Origin of the sequence: Methylobacterium cerastii (assembly GCF_022179125.1) — a bacterium.
Taxonomy (GTDB): Bacteria; Pseudomonadota; Alphaproteobacteria; order Rhizobiales; family Beijerinckiaceae; genus Methylobacterium; species Methylobacterium cerastii.
Window position 1 is genome coordinate 21,582 of sequence record NZ_BPQG01000050.1, and the last position, 17,367, is coordinate 38,948.

The 17,367-nt window shown below is 71.1% G+C and carries 15 protein-coding genes; 12 read left to right on the top strand and 3 right to left on the bottom strand.

What is annotated here, in order from left to right; translation table 11 throughout:
- Positions 1-33: 33 nt before the first annotated feature.
- The gene (locus tag MFF13_RS16305; RefSeq protein WP_238272542.1) at positions 34-555 is read left to right on the top strand and encodes a winged helix-turn-helix domain-containing protein; all 522 of its coding nucleotides are present in this window, start codon (positions 34-36) and stop codon (positions 553-555) included.
- A 50-nt stretch (positions 556-605) separates the two neighbouring features.
- On the opposite strand, the gene MFF13_RS16310 is transcribed toward MFF13_RS16305, so the two are convergent.
- The gene (locus tag MFF13_RS16310; protein ID WP_187273662.1) at positions 606-767 is read right to left on the bottom strand and encodes a hypothetical protein; all 162 of its coding nucleotides are present in this window, start codon (positions 765-767) and stop codon (positions 606-608) included.
- A gap of 338 nt (positions 768-1,105) precedes the next feature.
- Here MFF13_RS16310 and MFF13_RS16315 point away from each other — a divergent pair, with 338 nt between their 5' ends.
- Both MFF13_RS16315 and MFF13_RS16320 read left to right on the top strand, forming a co-directional pair.
- Positions 1,106-2,338: an alpha/beta hydrolase gene (locus MFF13_RS16315; protein WP_147829495.1), complete on the top strand. Its 1,233-nt coding sequence runs from the start codon at positions 1,106-1,108 to the stop codon at positions 2,336-2,338.
- A 240-nt stretch (positions 2,339-2,578) separates the two neighbouring features.
- The gene (locus tag MFF13_RS16320; RefSeq protein WP_147753337.1) at positions 2,579-4,852 is read left to right on the top strand and encodes a TonB-dependent siderophore receptor; all 2,274 of its coding nucleotides are present in this window, start codon (positions 2,579-2,581) and stop codon (positions 4,850-4,852) included.
- Between the two features lie 37 nt (positions 4,853-4,889).
- On the opposite strand, the gene MFF13_RS16325 is transcribed toward MFF13_RS16320, so the two are convergent.
- Together MFF13_RS16325 and MFF13_RS16330 are read right to left on the bottom strand one after the other, a co-directional pair.
- Positions 4,890-6,536 (bottom strand): acyl-CoA synthetase, encoded by a 1,647-nt coding sequence (locus tag MFF13_RS16325; RefSeq protein ID WP_147829493.1) that lies wholly within the window; start codon positions 6,534-6,536, stop codon positions 4,890-4,892.
- Between the two features lie 88 nt (positions 6,537-6,624).
- Positions 6,625-7,221, bottom strand: a complete 597-nt coding sequence (locus tag MFF13_RS16330) for a PAS domain-containing protein (protein ID WP_238272538.1) — start codon at positions 7,219-7,221, stop codon at positions 6,625-6,627.
- A gap of 525 nt (positions 7,222-7,746) precedes the next feature.
- Here MFF13_RS16330 and MFF13_RS16335 point away from each other — a divergent pair.
- The 9 genes from MFF13_RS16335 to MFF13_RS16375 all read left to right on the top strand — a co-directional run bounded on the left by MFF13_RS16335 (position 7,747) and on the right by MFF13_RS16375 (position 16,917).
- Positions 7,747-8,439, top strand: a complete 693-nt coding sequence (locus MFF13_RS16335; RefSeq protein ID WP_147753340.1) for a division plane positioning ATPase MipZ — start codon at positions 7,747-7,749, stop codon at positions 8,437-8,439.
- On the top strand, positions 8,423-8,740 hold the full coding sequence (locus MFF13_RS16340; protein ID WP_147753341.1) for a ribbon-helix-helix domain-containing protein: 318 nt from the start codon (positions 8,423-8,425) through the stop codon (positions 8,738-8,740). The genes MFF13_RS16335 and MFF13_RS16340 overlap by 17 nt, the downstream gene beginning before the upstream one ends.
- Before the next feature lie 323 nt (positions 8,741-9,063).
- Positions 9,064-10,320 (top strand): septal ring lytic transglycosylase RlpA family protein, encoded by a 1,257-nt coding sequence (locus MFF13_RS16345; protein ID WP_238272539.1) that lies wholly within the window; start codon positions 9,064-9,066, stop codon positions 10,318-10,320.
- A gap of 235 nt (positions 10,321-10,555) precedes the next feature.
- Positions 10,556-11,776: a D-alanyl-D-alanine carboxypeptidase family protein gene (locus tag MFF13_RS16350; protein ID WP_238272540.1), complete on the top strand. Its 1,221-nt coding sequence runs from the start codon at positions 10,556-10,558 to the stop codon at positions 11,774-11,776.
- Positions 11,777-11,807: 31 nt separating this feature from the next.
- The gene (gene tmk / locus MFF13_RS16355) at positions 11,808-12,536 is read left to right on the top strand and encodes a dTMP kinase (RefSeq protein WP_147829485.1); all 729 of its coding nucleotides are present in this window, start codon (positions 11,808-11,810) and stop codon (positions 12,534-12,536) included.
- Positions 12,526-13,587 (top strand): DNA polymerase III subunit delta', encoded by a 1,062-nt coding sequence (locus MFF13_RS16360; protein ID WP_147829483.1) that lies wholly within the window; start codon positions 12,526-12,528, stop codon positions 13,585-13,587. Before tmk ends, MFF13_RS16360 begins: the two co-directional genes overlap by 11 nt.
- A 51-nt stretch (positions 13,588-13,638) precedes the next feature.
- Positions 13,639-15,204: a methionine--tRNA ligase gene (metG, locus tag MFF13_RS16365; protein ID WP_147829481.1), complete on the top strand. Its 1,566-nt coding sequence runs from the start codon at positions 13,639-13,641 to the stop codon at positions 15,202-15,204.
- Positions 15,205-15,266: 62 nt separating this feature from the next.
- Positions 15,267-16,064, top strand: coding sequence for a TatD family hydrolase (locus tag MFF13_RS16370; protein ID WP_147754283.1), 798 nt, complete (start codon positions 15,267-15,269; stop codon positions 16,062-16,064).
- Between the two features lie 43 nt (positions 16,065-16,107).
- Positions 16,108-16,917, top strand: a complete 810-nt coding sequence (locus MFF13_RS16375) for an MBL fold metallo-hydrolase (protein ID WP_238272541.1) — start codon at positions 16,108-16,110, stop codon at positions 16,915-16,917.
- Positions 16,918-17,367: the final 450 nt, after the last annotated feature.

The following is a 17,367-nucleotide window of genomic DNA, read 5'->3' on the forward strand; positions in this document are numbered from 1 at the left end:
ATTTCTTCCATTGGAAGGAAAGCGCAGGGCGTGATGGAATTGTCGGAAGCGGAGATCGAGGCGCGCCTGTCGGACCTGCGCCGTCGGCGCGAGGCCCTCGATCGCGAGATCGCCGACCACGTCCTGTATCTCGAGCTCGGCCGGCGCCTGCGCGGCGCTGGCCCGGCCCCGGCCCCGGCCCAGTCCGAGGAGCGAGCCTCGGAGCTGCACGAACCGCCCGAGGCGGTCTTGCCGCGCGCGCCGGCCGCCATCCGAACCATGCCGGCCGCGCCCGAGCCGCCGCAGCGGGTGCCCGTCGCCTTCGAGGTCGATCCGGCAGGCGCGCGCCGCTACGGCCGCGCCCTGATCGAGGCCGCCTGCGGCATCCTCGTGCGGGCCGGTCGGCCGATGCATGCGGGCGAAATCCTGGAGGCGCTCGTCGCCGAGGGGTTCGCGGTCCCCGGCCAGGACCCGGTCGCGGCGCTGAACACCCGGTTGTGGAAGCGCTCGGGGCCGCACGGCTCGCTGCGGCGCCTGGGCGACGCGGTCTACGCGCCGGCGCTCGGGGCGGAGTAGGCGGGGCAGGGTAAGAATGAGGTGCGGGCGAAGCCGCGCCCGCTCCGGCCCTACGCGACGGTGTCGCGACCGGAGGCGGCGCGCTGCGCCCGGGCGGAGCGGAGATCCCGCCCGACCTCCAGCACGAACATCCGCAGGGAGACGATGCTGAACACCACGATGGCGCCGACCAGCATGGCGGAGACGAGGGTCTTGGCGGTCGCGACGTCCACGGCGAAAAATCCTGGTGGGGGAGAGGTTTGCGTTCCCGTCAGATGTGGGCCTCGCCTTCGCGGGGCACCACCGGGGCGCGGGCGGTGGCAGTCATGCGTTCGAATCAATCCTCGTGCGCCACGGCACGCGAGACCTGCATGAAACGCAATGAGGATGGAGAATTCGTGAACGTTTGCCGGTTCGCCCCCAGGTTCGCGCCGACGCCGGCCGCCATCGAGGTGTCGGCGCGCGAAATTCCGGGTCGAACCGGTCGGGTGCGGCGCCGCACGGCTGGTCCATCGCGGCAAATCCCGCGATAAGCCGCCCGGCGAGGGCAGGGCCTCGGCGGGAGGACGGCATGGTCGCCACGCGAGGCATTTCGCGGCACGGCGCGCGCGCAGGGCAGGTGGTGCGCAAGCGGTCGAGCCGGCACCGGGCGCGGCTCGCGGCGGCCCTCGTCGCGAGCCTCGCCGCCCTCCTGGCGCCGGCGCCATCGTCCGCCACCGAGGACGCCCCAGCCGGCGGGCCTCCGACGGTGGCGGGCTACTTCTACGTCGGCGGCCGCTACGAGCGCGTCGCCGACAAGACCGTGATGGTCGGCCAGATGTTCGTGCAGTCGCGGCGGCCCGCCACCGTCACGCAGCCCTGGCCGGTGGTGATGGTCCACGGCATCTCGCAGACCGGGGTCAACTTCCTCGGCACGCCGGACGGCCGGCCCGGCTGGGCCCAGCGCTTCGTCGAGAAGGGGTTTGCGGTCTACATCGTCGACCAGGTCGGCCGCGGCCGCTCCGGCACCAACCCGGAGGTCTACGGCCCCTACGCCCGGTTCTCCACCCGCGCCCTGGAGGAGACCTACACCGCCCAGGAGCTCTACGACCTGTTCCCGCAGGCCAAGCTCCACACCCAGTGGCCGGGCGGCCCCGGGGTGCAGGGGAACGCCGCCTTCGACCAGTTCTTCGCGAGCCAGGTGCCCTACCTCGCCGGCGCGCAGCAGACCGAGGAGCTGGTCGACCCGGCGCTGATCGCCCTGCTGGACAAGATCGGGCCCGCGGTGCTCGTCACCCACGGCCAGGCCGGGCTGTTCGGCTGGGCGGTCTCGGACGCGCGGCCCGACCTCGTGAAGGCGCACGTCGCGGTCGAGCCGAACGGGCCGCCCTTCTTCGACGTGCGCCTGCGCGGCGGCAAGGACTTCTACGAGAAGTCGGGCGACGGGCGCGCCCGCGCCTACGGCATCACCCGCGTGCCGCTGACCTTCGACCCGCCGGTGAAGTCGCCCGAGGATCTCGTGGTGATGCAGGCCAAGGCGCCCGCGGCCGAGGGGCGGATCCGCTGCTGGCTTCAGGGCGAGCCGGTGCGCAGCCTCCCGAACCTCGCCCGCGTGCCCGCGGTGATCGTCACCGCCGAGGCTTCGTTCCGCACGGCCGTCGACGACTGCACCACCGCCTTCCTCGCCCAGGCCGGCGCCCGGCCCGACAGCCTCAAGCTCGCCGAGGCGGGCCTGCGCGGCAACGGCCACATGATGATGCTGGAGAAGAACAGCGACGCGGTCGCCGACGCGCTGATCGGCTGGATCGCCGCGCGCCCGCGCTGAGGCCGGTCGAGACCGATCGAACCGAGCGAAGCCCGCGGTGCCGGAACCAACCGTGGCGTGCAGGCCACAGGCGGGCGCATCCGTCCGCCGAGGCCTTGTGCGCGCCAGGCCCTGGCCGTAACGAAGATCCAGAAAAGCCAATTAGAACATCAGTTTAGCATAATTCCAAACAACGCCGCGAAGCCTGTTTCGCAGCGATTGCCCCCTGCTGTCCGCATCCTGGCAAGGCCCCTCAGTCCCATGTGTCGTTCCGCCCTCCGCCCAACTCCGGACCTGCGCAGTCTCGTGCTGGCCGGCGCCTCGCTGTTCGCGCTGGCGCCCCTCGTCCCGTCGGCCCCCGCGCAGGCGCAGGAGGCGACCGCGCCGCGCCGCGGCGTCGGCAACCCGCCCGCCGAGGCGAGCGTGCAGCTCGAGACGCTGACGGTGGAAGGCCGCGCCGGCCCGGCGTCGCCCGTGGCTTCCGGCGTCGGCGCGCGTGCGATCGAGAGCCCGACCGGGCCGGTGGACGGCTACGTCGCGACCCGCTCGGCCACCGCCACCAAGACCAACACGCCCCTGATCGAGACGCCGCAATCGATCAGCGTCGTCGGTCGCGAGCAGATCGATGCGCAGAAGGCCCAGACCCTGACCCAGGCGACGCAGTACGTCGCCGGCGTCTATTCCGGCACCTTCGGCGCCGATTCCCGCGTGGATTACTTCACCATCCGCGGCTTCGTCGCGAGCGATTACGGCATCTACCGTGACGGGCTGCAGCTCCTGAACTACGGCTTCGGGACCTTCAAGGCCGAGACCTTCGGCCTGGAGCGGATCGAGATCCTGCGCGGGCCGGCCGCGGTGCTGTTCGGCGCGGGCTCGCCCGGCGGCATCATCAACCAGATCACGAAGCGGCCGCCGCTGGATCCGTTCGGCTACGTCGAGGTCGGCGGCGGCTCGTTCGATCAGAAATACGCCGCCTTCGACGTCGGCGGCCCGGCCGACGAGTCCGGCCACTGGTTCTATCGGCTCACCGGCTTCGGCCGCTCCGGCGGCACCCAGGTCGACGGCGCTCCCGAGGACCGCGGCTACATCGCACCGGCCTTCACCTACAAGCCGGACGGGGCGACAAAGCTCACGGTGCTGACGAGCTACCAGTACGACAACACGGCCGTCACCGCGAACTTCCTGCCCTACTCCGGCACCGTGCGTCGGAACCTGTCGGGCCTGTACATCCCGCGCTCGCTCAATCTGGGTGACGCCGGCTTCAACACCTTCCGACGGCAGCAGGCTTTTGCCGGCTACGAGTTCGAGCACGCCTTCGACGAGACGTGGACCATCCGCCAGAACCTGCGCTACTCGTTCAGCGAAAGCTTCCAGAACTCGGATATCGGCCAGCTCGGCTACAGCAACGCCGCAGAGACCCGGCTTGCGCGCTACCAGTTCCTGACGTCGAGCAAGATCGGGCTGTTCCAGGTCGACAACCAGGCCGAGGCGCGCTTCTTCGACGGAATCTTCAAGCACGACCTGCTGATCGGCCTCGATTACAAGAATTTCCAGTTGCACGACAACCAGGGCACCAACTTCGCGGCAGGTTACGCCGTCCCCGACATCAGCATCATCAACCCGACCTACGGACCGGCGACAGGCCGCCCCTCGCCCTACCTCGTCAACGCGGATTCCTTCACGCAGCTCGGCCTGTACTTCCAGGACCAGATCAAGCTCACGGATCGCCTGACCCTCGTCCTCGGCGGCCGACAGGACTTCGCCGACAACCGGGTGGTCGACAAGCTCACTGCCGGGGCCGGCAGCAACGGCCGCAGCGATAGCGCCTTCACCTATCGCACGGCGTTGATCTACAACTACGATTTCGGGTTGGCGCCCTACGTCAGCTACTCGACCTCGTTCCAGCCGCTGCTCGGCACCGACATCAACAATCAGGCCTTCAAGCCGGAGACCGGCGACCAGATCGAAGGCGGCGTCAAGTTCGAGCCGCCGGGTGCGGGCTATTTCCTGACGCTGGCCGGCTTCGACATCCATCGCCAGAACGTGCAGACGCCTGTTCCGAACACCTTCTTCTCATCCCAGATCGGACAGGTCCGTTCCACGGGCTTCGAGGCGCAGTTCACCGCGACCCTCGCGGAAGGGTTGAACGCGGTCGCCGCCTACACCGTCTACGGCTTGACCACGGAGAAGAGCGCCGACCCGACCACCCTCGGCAAGGTGCCGGTGAACATTCCCGAGAACTTCGCCTCGTTGTTCCTGGATTACACCATTCCCGCCGGCGAATGGCGCGGCTTCGGCTTCGGCGGCGGCGTGCGCTACGTCGGTCGATCCTACGCCGACACGGCCAACACCTTGCGGGTGCCGGAATACGTCCTGTTCGATGCGCAGGTGCACTACAACTGGGACCGGTGGCGGCTGGCCGTCAACGCGACCAACATCGCGGATCGCCGTTTCGTCTCCTCCTGCCAGTCGTCCTTCTCGTGCTTCTACGGCGACGCCCGCCGCGTGGTGGCGAGCCTCGCCTACAAGTGGTGATCCCCGCGCGGGCGGCGCGTGCCGCCCGCGTCGCCGGCTACGATTCCTGCTCCGACCCCGCGCGCGCCCGCTCTCGCAGCAGGTACTTCTGCACCTTGCCGGTGGAGGTCTTGGGCAGCTCGCCGAACACGATGGTCCGGGGCATCTTGTAGGCGGCGAGCCGGCCGCGGCACCAGCGGATCAGGTCGTCGGCGTCGGCCGACGCGCCCTCCTTCAGCTCGACGAAGGCGCACGGCGTCTCGCCCCACTTGTCGTCGGGCTTGGCGACGACGGCGGCGGCGGCGACCGCCGGGTGCTTGAACAGCGCGTCCTCGACCTCGATCGAGGAGATGTTCTCGCCGCCCGAGATGATGATGTCCTTCGAGCGGTCCTTGAGCTGCACGTAGCCGTCCGCGTGCTTCACGCCGAGGTCGCCGGTGTGGAACCAGCCGCCCCGGAACGCCGCCTCGGTGGAGGCCGGGTTCTTGAGGTAGCCACGCATCACCACGTTGCCGCGCATCATCACCTCGCCCATCGTTTTGCCGTCGGCGGGCACGGATTCGAGGGTCTCGGGGTCGCGCACGTCGAGGCCCTCGAGCACGGGATAGCGCACGCCCTGGCGCGCCTTCTTCGCGGCTTGGGCGTCGGCCGGGAGGTCGTCCCATTCGGCGTGCCAGGCGTTGACGACCGCCGGGCCGTAGCTCTCGGTCAACCCGTAGAGGTGGGTGACGGCGAAGCCCGCCTCGCGCATGCCCGCCAGCACCGCCTCCGGTGGGGGTGCGGCGGCGGTGAAGAACGCGACCCGGTGGGGCAGGGGCCGGCGCTCGGCGTCGGACGCGTTGATCAGGAGCTGCATCACGATCGGGGCGCCGCACAGGTGGGTGACGCCGTGCTCGGCCATCAGCGCGTACATCGCCCCGGCCCGGACCTGGCGCAGGCAGACGTGGGTGCCGGCCACGATCGACAGCGTCCACGGGAAGCACCAGCCGTTGCAGTGGAACATCGGCAGCGTCCAGAGATAGACGGGGTGCTGCCCCAAGGCCCCCGTGACGACGTTGCCGAGCGAGAGCAGGGCCGCGCCGCGATGGTGGTAGACCACGCCCTTCGGGTCGCCGGTGGTGCCGGAGGTGTAGTTCAGGCTGATCGCGTCCCACTCGTCGTCGGGCATCGCCCAGTCGTGCTCGGGATCGCCCTTCGCGAGGAACGCCTCGTAGTCGCAGGTGCCGAGGGCCTCGCCGGCGCCGGCATATTCCGGGTCGTCGTCATCGATCACCAGCAGGCTGCGCCCGGCCTGCGCCAGAGCCTCGCGCGCGATGCCCGAGAACTCGCGGTCGACGACGAGGACCTTGGCCTCGCCGTGCGCGAGGCAGAAGGCCAGCGCCGCCGCGTCGAGGCGGGTGTTGAGGGTGTTGAGCACGGCGCCGGCCATCGGCACGCCGTAGTGGCACTCGATCATCGCCGGGGTGTTGGCGAGCAGCACCGCGACGGTGTCCCCGCGACCGATCCCGTGGGCGGCGAGCGCCGAAGCCAGGCGGCGGCATCGGGCGTAGAGCTCGGCGTAGGAGCGTCGCAGCGACCCGTGGATCACCGCGACCTGATCGGGGAAGACCCGCGCCGCCCGGTCGAGGTAGCCAAGCGGCGTCAGGGGCTGGTGGTTGGCCGGGTTCCGGTCGAGGTCGCGGTCGTAGATCGTGTCGCGGCGCATGGCGGCCTCCGGGCCAAGGTGTCGCCGGGACAGTACCGCGCGCGGCTGCGGGGTCCAACGGCCCTCGGCCCACCGAAACCCGCTCCGATCAGTGGTGGCGTTCGGTCCGCCCCGGCCCGAGGGTGTGCGGCTCGTGCAGGAACTTGGCGAGCTCGAAGCCGATCTCGATCATCAGGCCGTCGACCAGCTTGGTCAGGTTCGCCTGCCCGAGGCCGTCGGCCAGCGCGCGCAGCGCGATGACGTGCTCGGCCATGCGGTTCACCAGGCGCTCCGCCTGGCGCAGGTCGGCCGACCTGTTCTCGGTGGTGTCGATGACGATGCCGCGCCCCTGCGCCGTCCCGTCGGCCGCGTTCCGCTCGACGCGGCCGCGGATCAGCAGCTTGCGCGTCCCGACCTCCGATTCGAGCGTGCGGAACTCGGCCTCGATCGGGCCGCCGACCTCGCCGGCCGCGTGAAGGCAGCTCTCGATCCTGGCGCGGTCTTCGGGATGGGTCCTGTCGAGGAAGGCGCCGAGCGACACGCCGGCGGCCGCGACCTCGGGATCGAGGCCGAGCAGGCCGGCGAAGTCGCCCGACAGCGCGAGGCGCCCCGCCCAGTGGTCGTGCACCCAGGCGCCGACGACGCCGGAGGCATCGAGGACCGCCCGGAGTTCGTCGTTCGGATGAGGGGGCGGGGCCTGTGTCATGCAACTCCTGAAGACCGATCCTCTAGAACGTAAACCTGAGGTATATTTACCACCACCGCGTCGAGGCCGGAAACCAATCTAATTCATCACCTGAGTTAAGAAAAGTGCCAAGACGTCCAGGACCGAAAAAACGAACTTGAGGTTGGCTTTGGATCCGCGTTCCGCGTCCGCCCTGCGCCGCGTCGTCGACGGATCCTTAGCTGGCGCTCGGCCGTGCGGCTCGGCCCGCGCCTGCGTTAACGGCCTCTTAACCATAACCGACGCGATATCGGGATCACGGCATCCCTGGGTCACAGGATCATCGCCTCGGCGCGGGTCTCTTGACGCTAGGTTGCTCCGAGCGCGTGCGCCGCAACTTCGCTTCGGCTCGCGAACGGAACGTCCGCAGGCCGATCTCGACCCAGGCAAGTCCTAGGCAAAGCAAGCCTCGGGCGAAGCGGGTCTTGCACGAAGCAAGCCTTGGATGAAGCAAGCCTTAGACGAAACAAGCCCTGGACACGGCAAGCCTGAACCGAGGACCACCCGATGAAAGCGATCACCTTCGTCACCCAGAAGGGGGGCAGCGGCAAGAGCACGCTCTGCATCTCGCTCGCGGTCGCCGCGCAGGAGGCCGGGCGCTCGGTCTGCATCCTGGAGATGGACCGCCAGGCCACGATCTCCGATTGGCTCGACCACCGCACCGCGGAAGGCCCCGAGGTCGCGCAGATCGACGCCACGCAGATCGACGCGGTGATGAACCAGCTTCGCGAATCGTCCTACGACTACGTCTTCATCGACACGCCCGGCGTCGATTCCACCGGCACCCTCTCGGCGATCCGCGCCGCCGACCTTTGCATCATCCCGTGCCGGCCGACGCCCGCGGACCTGCGCGCCTTCAAGCCGACCCTGGCCGCCGTGTACCGGCTCGAGAAGAAGTTCGCCTTCGTCCTCAACCAGACGCCGCCGCGCTCCTACCGCATCCGCGACGCGGCCGACGGCCTCGCGGTGCTGGGCATCCTGCCCGACGTCAACATCGTGGCGCGCACCGACCACCAGGACGCGATCGGCGTCGGCCAGGGCGTCACCGAGTTCAACCCGAAGGGGCAGGCGGCGGGCGAGGTGCGCCGGCTCTGGTCCTGGATCGAGAAGCGCACCCAGGCGGGCAAGGTGGGATCGGGGCAGGCGGTCTCGGGCAAGCTTGTTTCGGGCAAGGCGGTGAAGCATGTCGAAGCCGCCTAAGCTGAACCTCGCCTCGATCGTCGCGGCCTCGGCGCCCGCCACGCGCGGGGCGCCGCAGACCGCCGAGATCGTCCAGCTCGACCGCGGCGCAGCCCCGCAGAAGCGCGGCCCCGCCACCCTGAAGGAGCGCGCACGACAGATGTCGGTCTACCTCGAGCCGCCGGTCTACGACCAGCTGCGCGACCTCGCCTACGCCGAGCGCACGAAGATGCACGCGATCATGCTGGAAGCCCTCGACCTGCTGTTCAAGCAGCGCGGCGCCCGCTCGATCGAGCAGCTCTCGGAGCATCTCCCGCGCTGAGATCCGAGGCCTGCCCGGAAACCCCGCGGCCGAGGCGGCACGTCCGACCGGTCCCGTCGATGGGCCAGAACCCGCTTTCTGAATGTCAGTGCAACGCTTTGCTGCCGCATCCTCATGCGTCGACGGAGCGCGAAACCCTGTGAATCCCGTGAGCCGGACGCCCCGGCGCCCGGCCCGTTCAGGCTTCCTTTACGGCGTTCGGACAAGTGTCGGTTCGTTCGGTGGCCGTCCCCTTGTGCAGGGGGCGAACCGGATGCTCCGGCGCGACCGCTTCCCCGCGGGCCGGTGTCTCGGCACGTGGCGTACAGGCGGATCCGGTGGGCATGGCGCGTTCGACGCTTCTTCGAATCCCGGATTCGTGCCGCGGCCCGCTCCCCTTGCGGCGCCTGCTCGCGGTCTCGGCGATCGCGCTGGCCACCGCCAACTGCAGCACGAACCCGCAGAAGTTCGCCGGCCCCGCCGGCAACGGGCTCGACCCGAAATACGGCGTGAAGACCAGCCCGCGCCTCTACAACGAGGGCGACGTGATCCCGAAGGGCGGCGGACGCCGCTTCTCGGGCAAGCCCTACGTCGTCGCCGGCCGCACCTACGTGCCGAAGGAGGATGCCCGCGGCTACGTCCGCGAGGGGCTGGCCTCCTGGTACGGCGCCGCCTTCCACGGGCGCATGACCGCCAACGGCGAGGTGTTCGACCGGCACTCGATCGCCGCCGCCCACCCGACCCTGCCGCTGCCGAGCTACGTCCGCGTCACCAACACGGCCAACGGCTACTCGATGGTGGTGCGCGTCAACGACCGCGGCCCCTATCACGCCGACCGCGTCATGGACGTCTCGGAGGAGGTCGCCCGGGCGCTCGAATTCCACAACAAGGGCACGGCGCACGTGCGCGTCGCCTATCTCGGCAAGGCCTCGGTCGCCGGTTCCGACGACCGCAAGCTCCTGGCGACCCTGCGAACCGACGGCGTGCCGGCGGGCGGGCGCGCCCCGGTGATGGTGGCCGACCTCGGCCCCTCGGAGGAGCCGGAGCGGTTCTCGCGGACGGCGCCGGCGCCGCTGGCGTTCAAGCCGGCCCCCGAGCGCGAGGAGCGCGACGAGGCGCCCGCGCCGCGGCCGGTGCGCGCGCCGATTGTGCTGGCGCGCGCGGCGGTGGCCGTGCCGGCCGCGCTGCAGCCGACGGCCGTGCGCGGGCAGCCGTTCCGGCCGGAGCCGGTGCGGGTGGCCGGGCTCAACCCGTCCGCCGAGCGTGCGATCCCGGCTCAAGCCCCGGGCGCGAAGGTCCTCGGCCGCCCCGTGCCGGTCCGCCTCGCCGCGAACGCCCCCGCCGCGCCGCGGATGGCGCAGGCCGCGTCACCGCGGGCCCCGGCGGTCCGGGCGGGCGCGGTGCCGCCGGCGATGCCGCCCTCGGCCAAGCTCGCGCTGGCGCGTCTCACCAACGTCCCCGCCACCGCCACTACCCCTGGGGGCAAGGGGACGGCGCAGACGGCCGCGAAGGGCCGTCCCGACCTCGCGGCGAAGCCGGCGGCCAAGTTTGCCGACAAGTCACCTGACAAGCGCGGCGCGCGGCTCGCCGGGATCTACTGACGGGAGATCGGGCCCGAAAGCGCCCGGCCGGTCCCCGCGAAAGGGGCTCCCCGGGGCCTCGGAACGCCTCACGCAAGGCCATCTGAGATCGGGGGAATGCGCACCGTAGGGTGTGCGAGGCGGTGCGCTGCGTCATTTCGCATTCGATCCCGCGCGGAAACCGTAATATGGTCACGCTTGTTATGCGAGGCGGGATGTTCGGAAACGTGGCGGCCCGGCCGCACGGGAGTTGGTGATGCGCAGGACCTGGGTCTTCCTTCTGGCGGCGGCCTGCGCGCTGGCGGCGCCGGCCCGCGCCCAGGTCTTCCAGACCGCGGCGCCGCACGCGATCCTGGTCGACGCCGATTCCGGCTCGGTGCTGTTCGAGAAGGCGGCCGACGAGCCGTTCGCCCCGGCCAGCATGGCCAAGCTGATGACCACCGACATCGTGTTCGACGCCCTGAAATCGGGCCGCCTGAGCACGGACACCGAGTTCACGGTCACCGAGGACGCGTGGCGCCGGGGCGGGGCGGGGGGCGGCGGCTCGTCGATGTTCGCTCAGGTCAACAGCCGCATCAAGATGCAGGACCTGCTGCGCGGCCTCGTGGTCCAGTCGGGCAACGATGCGGCGATCACCATCGCCGAGAACATGGCCGGCTCCGAGGAGGCGTTCGCCGGCATCATGAACCAGCGCGCGAAGGAGATCGGGCTGACGCGCTCGACCTTCCGCAACGCCACCGGCTACTCGGCGCCCGACCAGCGGGTCACCGCGCGCGACATGGCCAAGCTGGCCGCGCACATCATCGACACCTACCCGGACCTGTACAAGATCTTCTCCGAGCGCGAGTTCACCTGGAACAAGATCAAGCAGCAGAACCGCAACCCGCTGCTCGCCCTCGACATCGGAGCCGACGGGCTCAAGACCGGCTACCTCGAGGAATCCGGCTACGCGCTCACCGGGTCGGCGGTGCAGAACGGCCAGCGCCTGATCATGGTGATCTCCGGCCTCAAGACGGCGCGGGACCGCGCGGCCGAGGCGCGCAAGCTGATGGAGTGGGGGTTCCGCGCCTTCGAGCCGCGGCAGGTCTTCACCCCCGGCGAGACCGTGGCCGAGGCCTCGGTGTTCGGGGGCGCGTCGGGGTCGGTCCCGCTGGTCGCCAAGAAGCCGGTGCGGGTGCTGCTGCCGCGCGGGTCGTCCGACCGCGTCACCGCGCGCGCGGTCTACCAGGGACCTCTCGTCGCCCCCGTGACGGAGGGCCGCGAGGTCGGCCGCCTCAGGATCATGCGCGGCGACGCGGTCGCCCTCGACCAGCCGCTCTACGCGGGCGCCTCGGTGGAGGCCGGCACGCTCCAGCAGCGCGCGATGGACGCCGCGCTCGAATTCAGCACCGGCATCGTCCGCCGCGCCTTCGACAAGGCGGGCAAAGGCGACAGGACCGGCGATAAGACCAGTGACAAGTCCGCCAACCCGTCGTGACGACGGAGAGGCGCGGCGGCTCCGTTCAGCCATGACCGCTCCGACACCACCGGGCGTCTTCATCACCTTCGAGGGCGGGGAGGGGGCCGGCAAGTCGACCCAGGTGGCCCGCCTCGCCCGGGCGCTCGCCCCGCATCGCACGGTCACGACCACCCGCGAGCCGGGCGGCTCGGTCCGCGCCGAGGAGATCCGCACCGCGCTGCTCGCCGGAATCGCCAAGCCCTACGGACCGTTCGCCGAGGCGCTGCTGTTCTCGGCCGCCCGCATCGACCACCTCGACCGGCTGGTCCGCCCGGCCCTGGCCTCCGGCGAGGTGGTCCTGTGCGACCGCTTCATGGACTCGACCCGCGCCTACCAGGGGGCCGCGGGCGGCCTCGACGCCATCGCCGTGGCGGCGCTCGAGCGCGTCGTCGTCGGGCCGACGCGGCCCGACCTCACCCTGGTCTTCGACCTCGACCCTGAGATCGGTCTGGCCCGCGCGCGGGCGCGCGCGGCTGGTCAGAGGGCGTCGCAAGAGGCATCACAAGAGGCGTCGCAGGCAGGGCAGGGCGCCCCGGACCGCTTCGAGGCCGAGGATCTTGCCTTCCACCGCCGCCTGCGCGACGCCTTCCGGGCGATCGCGGAGGCCGAACCCATGCGCTGCGTCCTCGTCGACGCGGCGCAGGACCCCGATGCGGTCGCGCAGGCGGTCCGGCGGGCGGTCGCCGCACGCCTGCCCGATCTCCTCGACGACACCGAAGGCCGTACCGATGCCGCCTGAGCGCGCGCCCGACGACGTCGAGCCCGGCGACCTCGCCGGCATCGTCCGCCCGCGCGAGACCACGCGCCTCGTCGGCCATGCCGAGGCGGAGGCCGCCTTCGCCGAGGGCATCGCCTCGGGTCGCCTGCACCATGCCTGGCTGATCGGCGGCCCCGCCGGCATCGGCAAGGCGACCCTGGCCTACCGCGTCGCCCGCCGGCTGCTCGCCGACCCCGAGGGCGTCTCGCGTGCGCCCGGCCTCGACGTCGCCGCGAACGATCCGGTGGTCGGTAAGATCGCGGCGCTCTCGCATCCGAACCTCGTGGCCCTGCGCCGCCATCGGGTGCCGACCGCCAAGACGCTGCCGACCAAGATCCCGGTCGACGCGGTGCGCAAGGCCCTGGAGCTGTTCGGCTCCACCGCGGGCAATGCCGGCTACCGCATCTGCATCGTCGACAGCGCCGAGGACCTGAACGCCAACGGCGCCAACGCGCTCCTGAAGATGCTGGAGGAGCCGCCAGTCCGCGCGCTGTTCCTCATCGTCAGCCACGCGCCGGGCCGACTGCTGCCGACGATCCGCTCGCGCTGCCGCGCCCTCGCGCTCCGGCCGCTGGACGCGGCCTCCGTCTCGGCGGTGGTGTCCGGTTTCCCCGCCCCGTTCCCGGCCCCGTTAGCCGAGGCGCTCGCCCGCGCCGCCGACCTGTCCGAGGGCTCGGTGGCCCGGGCGGTGGCGATGCTCGACCCGGCGATGCAGGGGCTGGTCGCCGAGATGGAGACCCTGCTGTCGCGCGCCGGGCATCCGGATTGGGGCCGCGTCCTCAAGCTCGCCGACAAGCTCGCCGGGCGCGAGGCCGAGCCCCTGTTCGCAGCCGGGCTGGAGACCGTCGAGCGCTTCGTCTCGGCCGAGCTCCATCGCCGCCGGGCGGAGCCGCCGGCCCGCCTTGCGGCCCTGGTCGAGGTGTGTGAGAAGTTCGGCCGTACGGCGCGCGAGGCCGCGACCTACAATCTCGATCGCCGGCCCGTGGTCCTGTCGCTGTTCGCGGACCTCGCAGGCGCCGTGCGGACCGGCTAGAGCATCGTCCCGACGGATCGGCGCCGATCCTTCAGAGCCGTGTATCCGGGAATGTCCGACGTGACCGCCAAAACCTTCAGCATCACCACGGCGATCTCGTATCCCAACGGCGCGCCGCATATCGGCCACGCCTACGAGGTGGTCGCCACCGACGCGATCGCCCGCTTCAAGCGCCTCGACGGCTACGACGTGCTGTTCACCACCGGCACCGACGAGCACGGCCTCAAGATCCAGCAGACGGCGTCGCGCGCGGGCACCACGCCGCGGGCCTTCGTCGACGGCATGGCGGCCCGCTTCCAGGCGGTGGCCGACCGCCTCGACTGCGCCTACGACCGCTTCATCCGCACCACGGAACCTGCCCACACCGCCGCCGCCCAGGCGCTCTGGCGGCGGATGGAGGCCAACGGCGACATCTACCTCGACACCTATGCCGGCTGGTACTCGGTCCGCGACGAGGCCTATTACGGCGAGGACGAGACCCGCCTGCTCGAGGACGGCACCCGCCGCTCGCTCGCCACCGACACCCCCGTGGTGTGGATGGAGGAGGAGAACTTCCTGTTCCGTCTCTCGGCCTATGCGGACAGGCTCCTGGCGCTCTACGAGACGCAGCCCGACTTCATCGGCCCCGAATCGCGGATGAACGAGGTCGCGAGCTTCGTCCGCTCCGGCCTCAAGGACCTGTCCGTCAGCCGCACCACCTTCGACTGGGGCGTGCCGGTGCCCGACCGGCCGGGCCACGTCATGTACGTCTGGGTCGACGCGCTGACGAACTACCTCACCGTCACCGGCTTCCCCGACGAGGCCGACGAACGGCGCAGGTTCTGGCCGGCGGACCTGCACGTCATCGGCAAGGACATCGTCCGCTTCCACGCGGTGTACTGGCCGGCCTTCCTGATGTCGGCCGGGCTGCCGCTGCCCAAGCGCGTCTTCGGCCACGGCTTCCTGCTCTCGAAGGGCGAGAAGATGTCGAAGTCGCTCGGCAACGTCCTCGACCCGATCGACCTCGCCGACACCTACGGCGTCGACGCCGTGCGCTACTTCGTGCTGCGCGACGTGCCGTTCGGCGGCGACGGCAGCTACAGCCACGAGGCGATCATCACCCGCATCAACGCGGACCTCGCCAACGACCTCGGCAACCTCGCCCAGCGCTCGCTCTCGATGATCGCCAAGAACCTGTCCGGCGTGGTCCCGGAGCCCGGCGCCTTCACGGAGGCCGACCGGACCCTGCTCGCCGCCGCCGACGCCCTGCCGGCGCGGGCGCGGGCGCTGATGGACGACCTCGCGCTGCATGCCATCCTCGCCGAGATCTGGGCGGTGGTGGCCGACGCCAACCGCTACTTCGCGTCCGAGGAGCCGTGGAAGCTGAAGAAGACCGATCCGGAGCGGATGGGCACGGTGCTCTACGTCACCGCGGAGGTGCTGCGCGCGGTCGGCATCCTGGTGCAGCCCTTCGTGCCGCGCTCGGCCGCGAGCCTGCTCGACGTGCTGGCGGTGCCGGCCGGCCGGCGCGACTTCGCCCACGTGGGGGAGGGCGCCCGCCTGGCCCCCGGAACGCCGCTGCCGGCGCCGAGCCCGATCTTCCCGCGGTTCGAGAAGCCCGAGGCCCCGGCCGCCTGAGCCGGCCGTCTCCGCCGCATCGAATCCGCCGAACGAACCCCTCGCCCAGGCTCCCGGACCGCATGCTCGTCGACAGCCACTGCCATCTCGACTTCCCCGATTTCGCCGCCGACCTCCCCGGCGTGATCGCCCGGGCGAAGGCCGCCGGCGTCGGCGGGATGCTCACGATCGCGACGCGGGTCGCCAAGGCCGACACCTACCGCGCCATCGCCGAGGCCCACCCGGAGGTCTGGTACACGGTCGGCACCCATCCGCACGGGGCCGCCGAGGAGCCGGACGTCGCGCCGGACGTCATCGCCCGGCTCGCCGACCACCCGCGCTGCGTCGGCATCGGCGAGGCGGGGCTCGACTACCATTACGCGGACGCGGCGCCCGCAATGGTCCAGGAGCAGGTGCTGCGCGCCCACATCGAGGCCGCCCGCGTTACCGGGCTACCGCTGGTGATCCACGCCCGCGACGCCGACGAGCACATGGAGCGGGTGCTCGCCGACGAGATGGGCCGCGGCCGGTTCTCGGCGGTGCTGCACTGCTTCTCGTCCGGCGCGCGGCTGGCCGAGGCCGGGGTCGAGCTCGGCCTCTTCGTCTCGTTCTCGGGGATCGTCACCTTCCGCCGCTCCACCGCGTTGCGCGACATCGCCAGGCAGGTGCCGCACGATCGCATCCTGGTGGAGACCGACGCGCCGTTCCTCGCCCCCGAGCCGCATCGCGGGCGGACCAACGAGCCGGCCTACACCGCCGACACCGCGCGATCGCTTGCCGCAACCCTCGGCCTCGACGCGGAGGCCTTCGCGCGCCTCACCAGCGCGAATTTCCATCGCCTGTTCGCCAAGACGCAGCCGAAGGCAGGCGCGCCCGCGTGACAACCGGCGCCGTCCTCGGATACCACCCGAGCCGGAGGTCCGGATGGCGACGCTGACTTTGCGCATCCTCGGTTGCGGCTCGTCCGGCGGCGTGCCCCGCGTCGGCTACGGCTGGGGCGCCTGCGACCCGCGCGACCCGAAGAACCGCCGCCGCCGCTGCTCGATCCTCGTCGCGCGCCGGGAGGCCGACGCCGCCACGACGCTCCTCATCGACACCTCGCCGGACCTGCGCGAGCAGCTGCTCGACGCGGGCGTGACGCGGCTCGATGCGGTGCTGTTCACCCATGCGCATGCCGACCACACCCACGGCATCGACGACCTGCGCCCCCTGGTGATCCAGATGCGCGCGCGCATCCCGGTCCACGCCGACGCGCTGACGAGCGACCTGCTCCGGGCACGCTTCGGCTACTGCTTCACGACGCCGCCGGGCAGCGCCTACCCGCCGATCCTCGACCTTCGCGACCTGCCGCACCACGAGACCGTCGCGGTGCAGGGGCAGGGCGGGGCGATCGAGGCGGAGGCGTTGCCGGTGGAGCACGGCAACGAGGCGGCCCTCGGCTTCCGTCTCGGGCCGGCCGCCTACATCCCGGATCTCAGCCTGCTGCCGGACGCGTCGCGCGCGCGCCTCCACGACCTCGACCTGCTGATCATCGATGCCCTGCGCGAGACCCCGCACCCGACCCACTATTCGGTCTCGGAGGCGCTGGCGCTGATCGACGACGTGCGCCCGCGCCGCGCGATCCTCACCAACCTGCACACCGACCTCGACCACGCGACCCTGGCGGCCAAGCTCCCGCCCGGCGTGGTGCCCGCCTACGACGGGCTGACCGTGACCCTCGACCTGCCCGCTTAGAACGGCTCGACGCCGAAGGCGGGGAGGTGAAGGCGCTCCGGACCCGTGGAACGCGGTCACCCTGGCCACCACGACGGTAGAAGCGGCGGGGTCACGTCGATCGATCCGGCAAACGAAACCGAGCGCTTTTGCAGACGCCGCTCGACCAGGAAGACCTGACGATCGAGAGACACCATCCGGCGGCACAGGCCGGATCCAGGGCCCCGTCACATGCCTGTCGCGGATTTTTCGGATTCTTTGCGCCCCCCTGTTGACGGGCGTCTGCGTGGTCCGTATACCCCGCTCATCGGCAACGGGGCGGCGGCGACGCGGACCTTTCGGAGCCGGTATCACCTCCGATGGATTGGCTGGGCAGGCCGGTGAAAACCGGACGCTCTGCTGTTTTTGTCGGTTGTGAGTGTCGGGTCCGGATTTCAGCGCTGCTGAAAACGGGGTTGACAGGGGATTTAG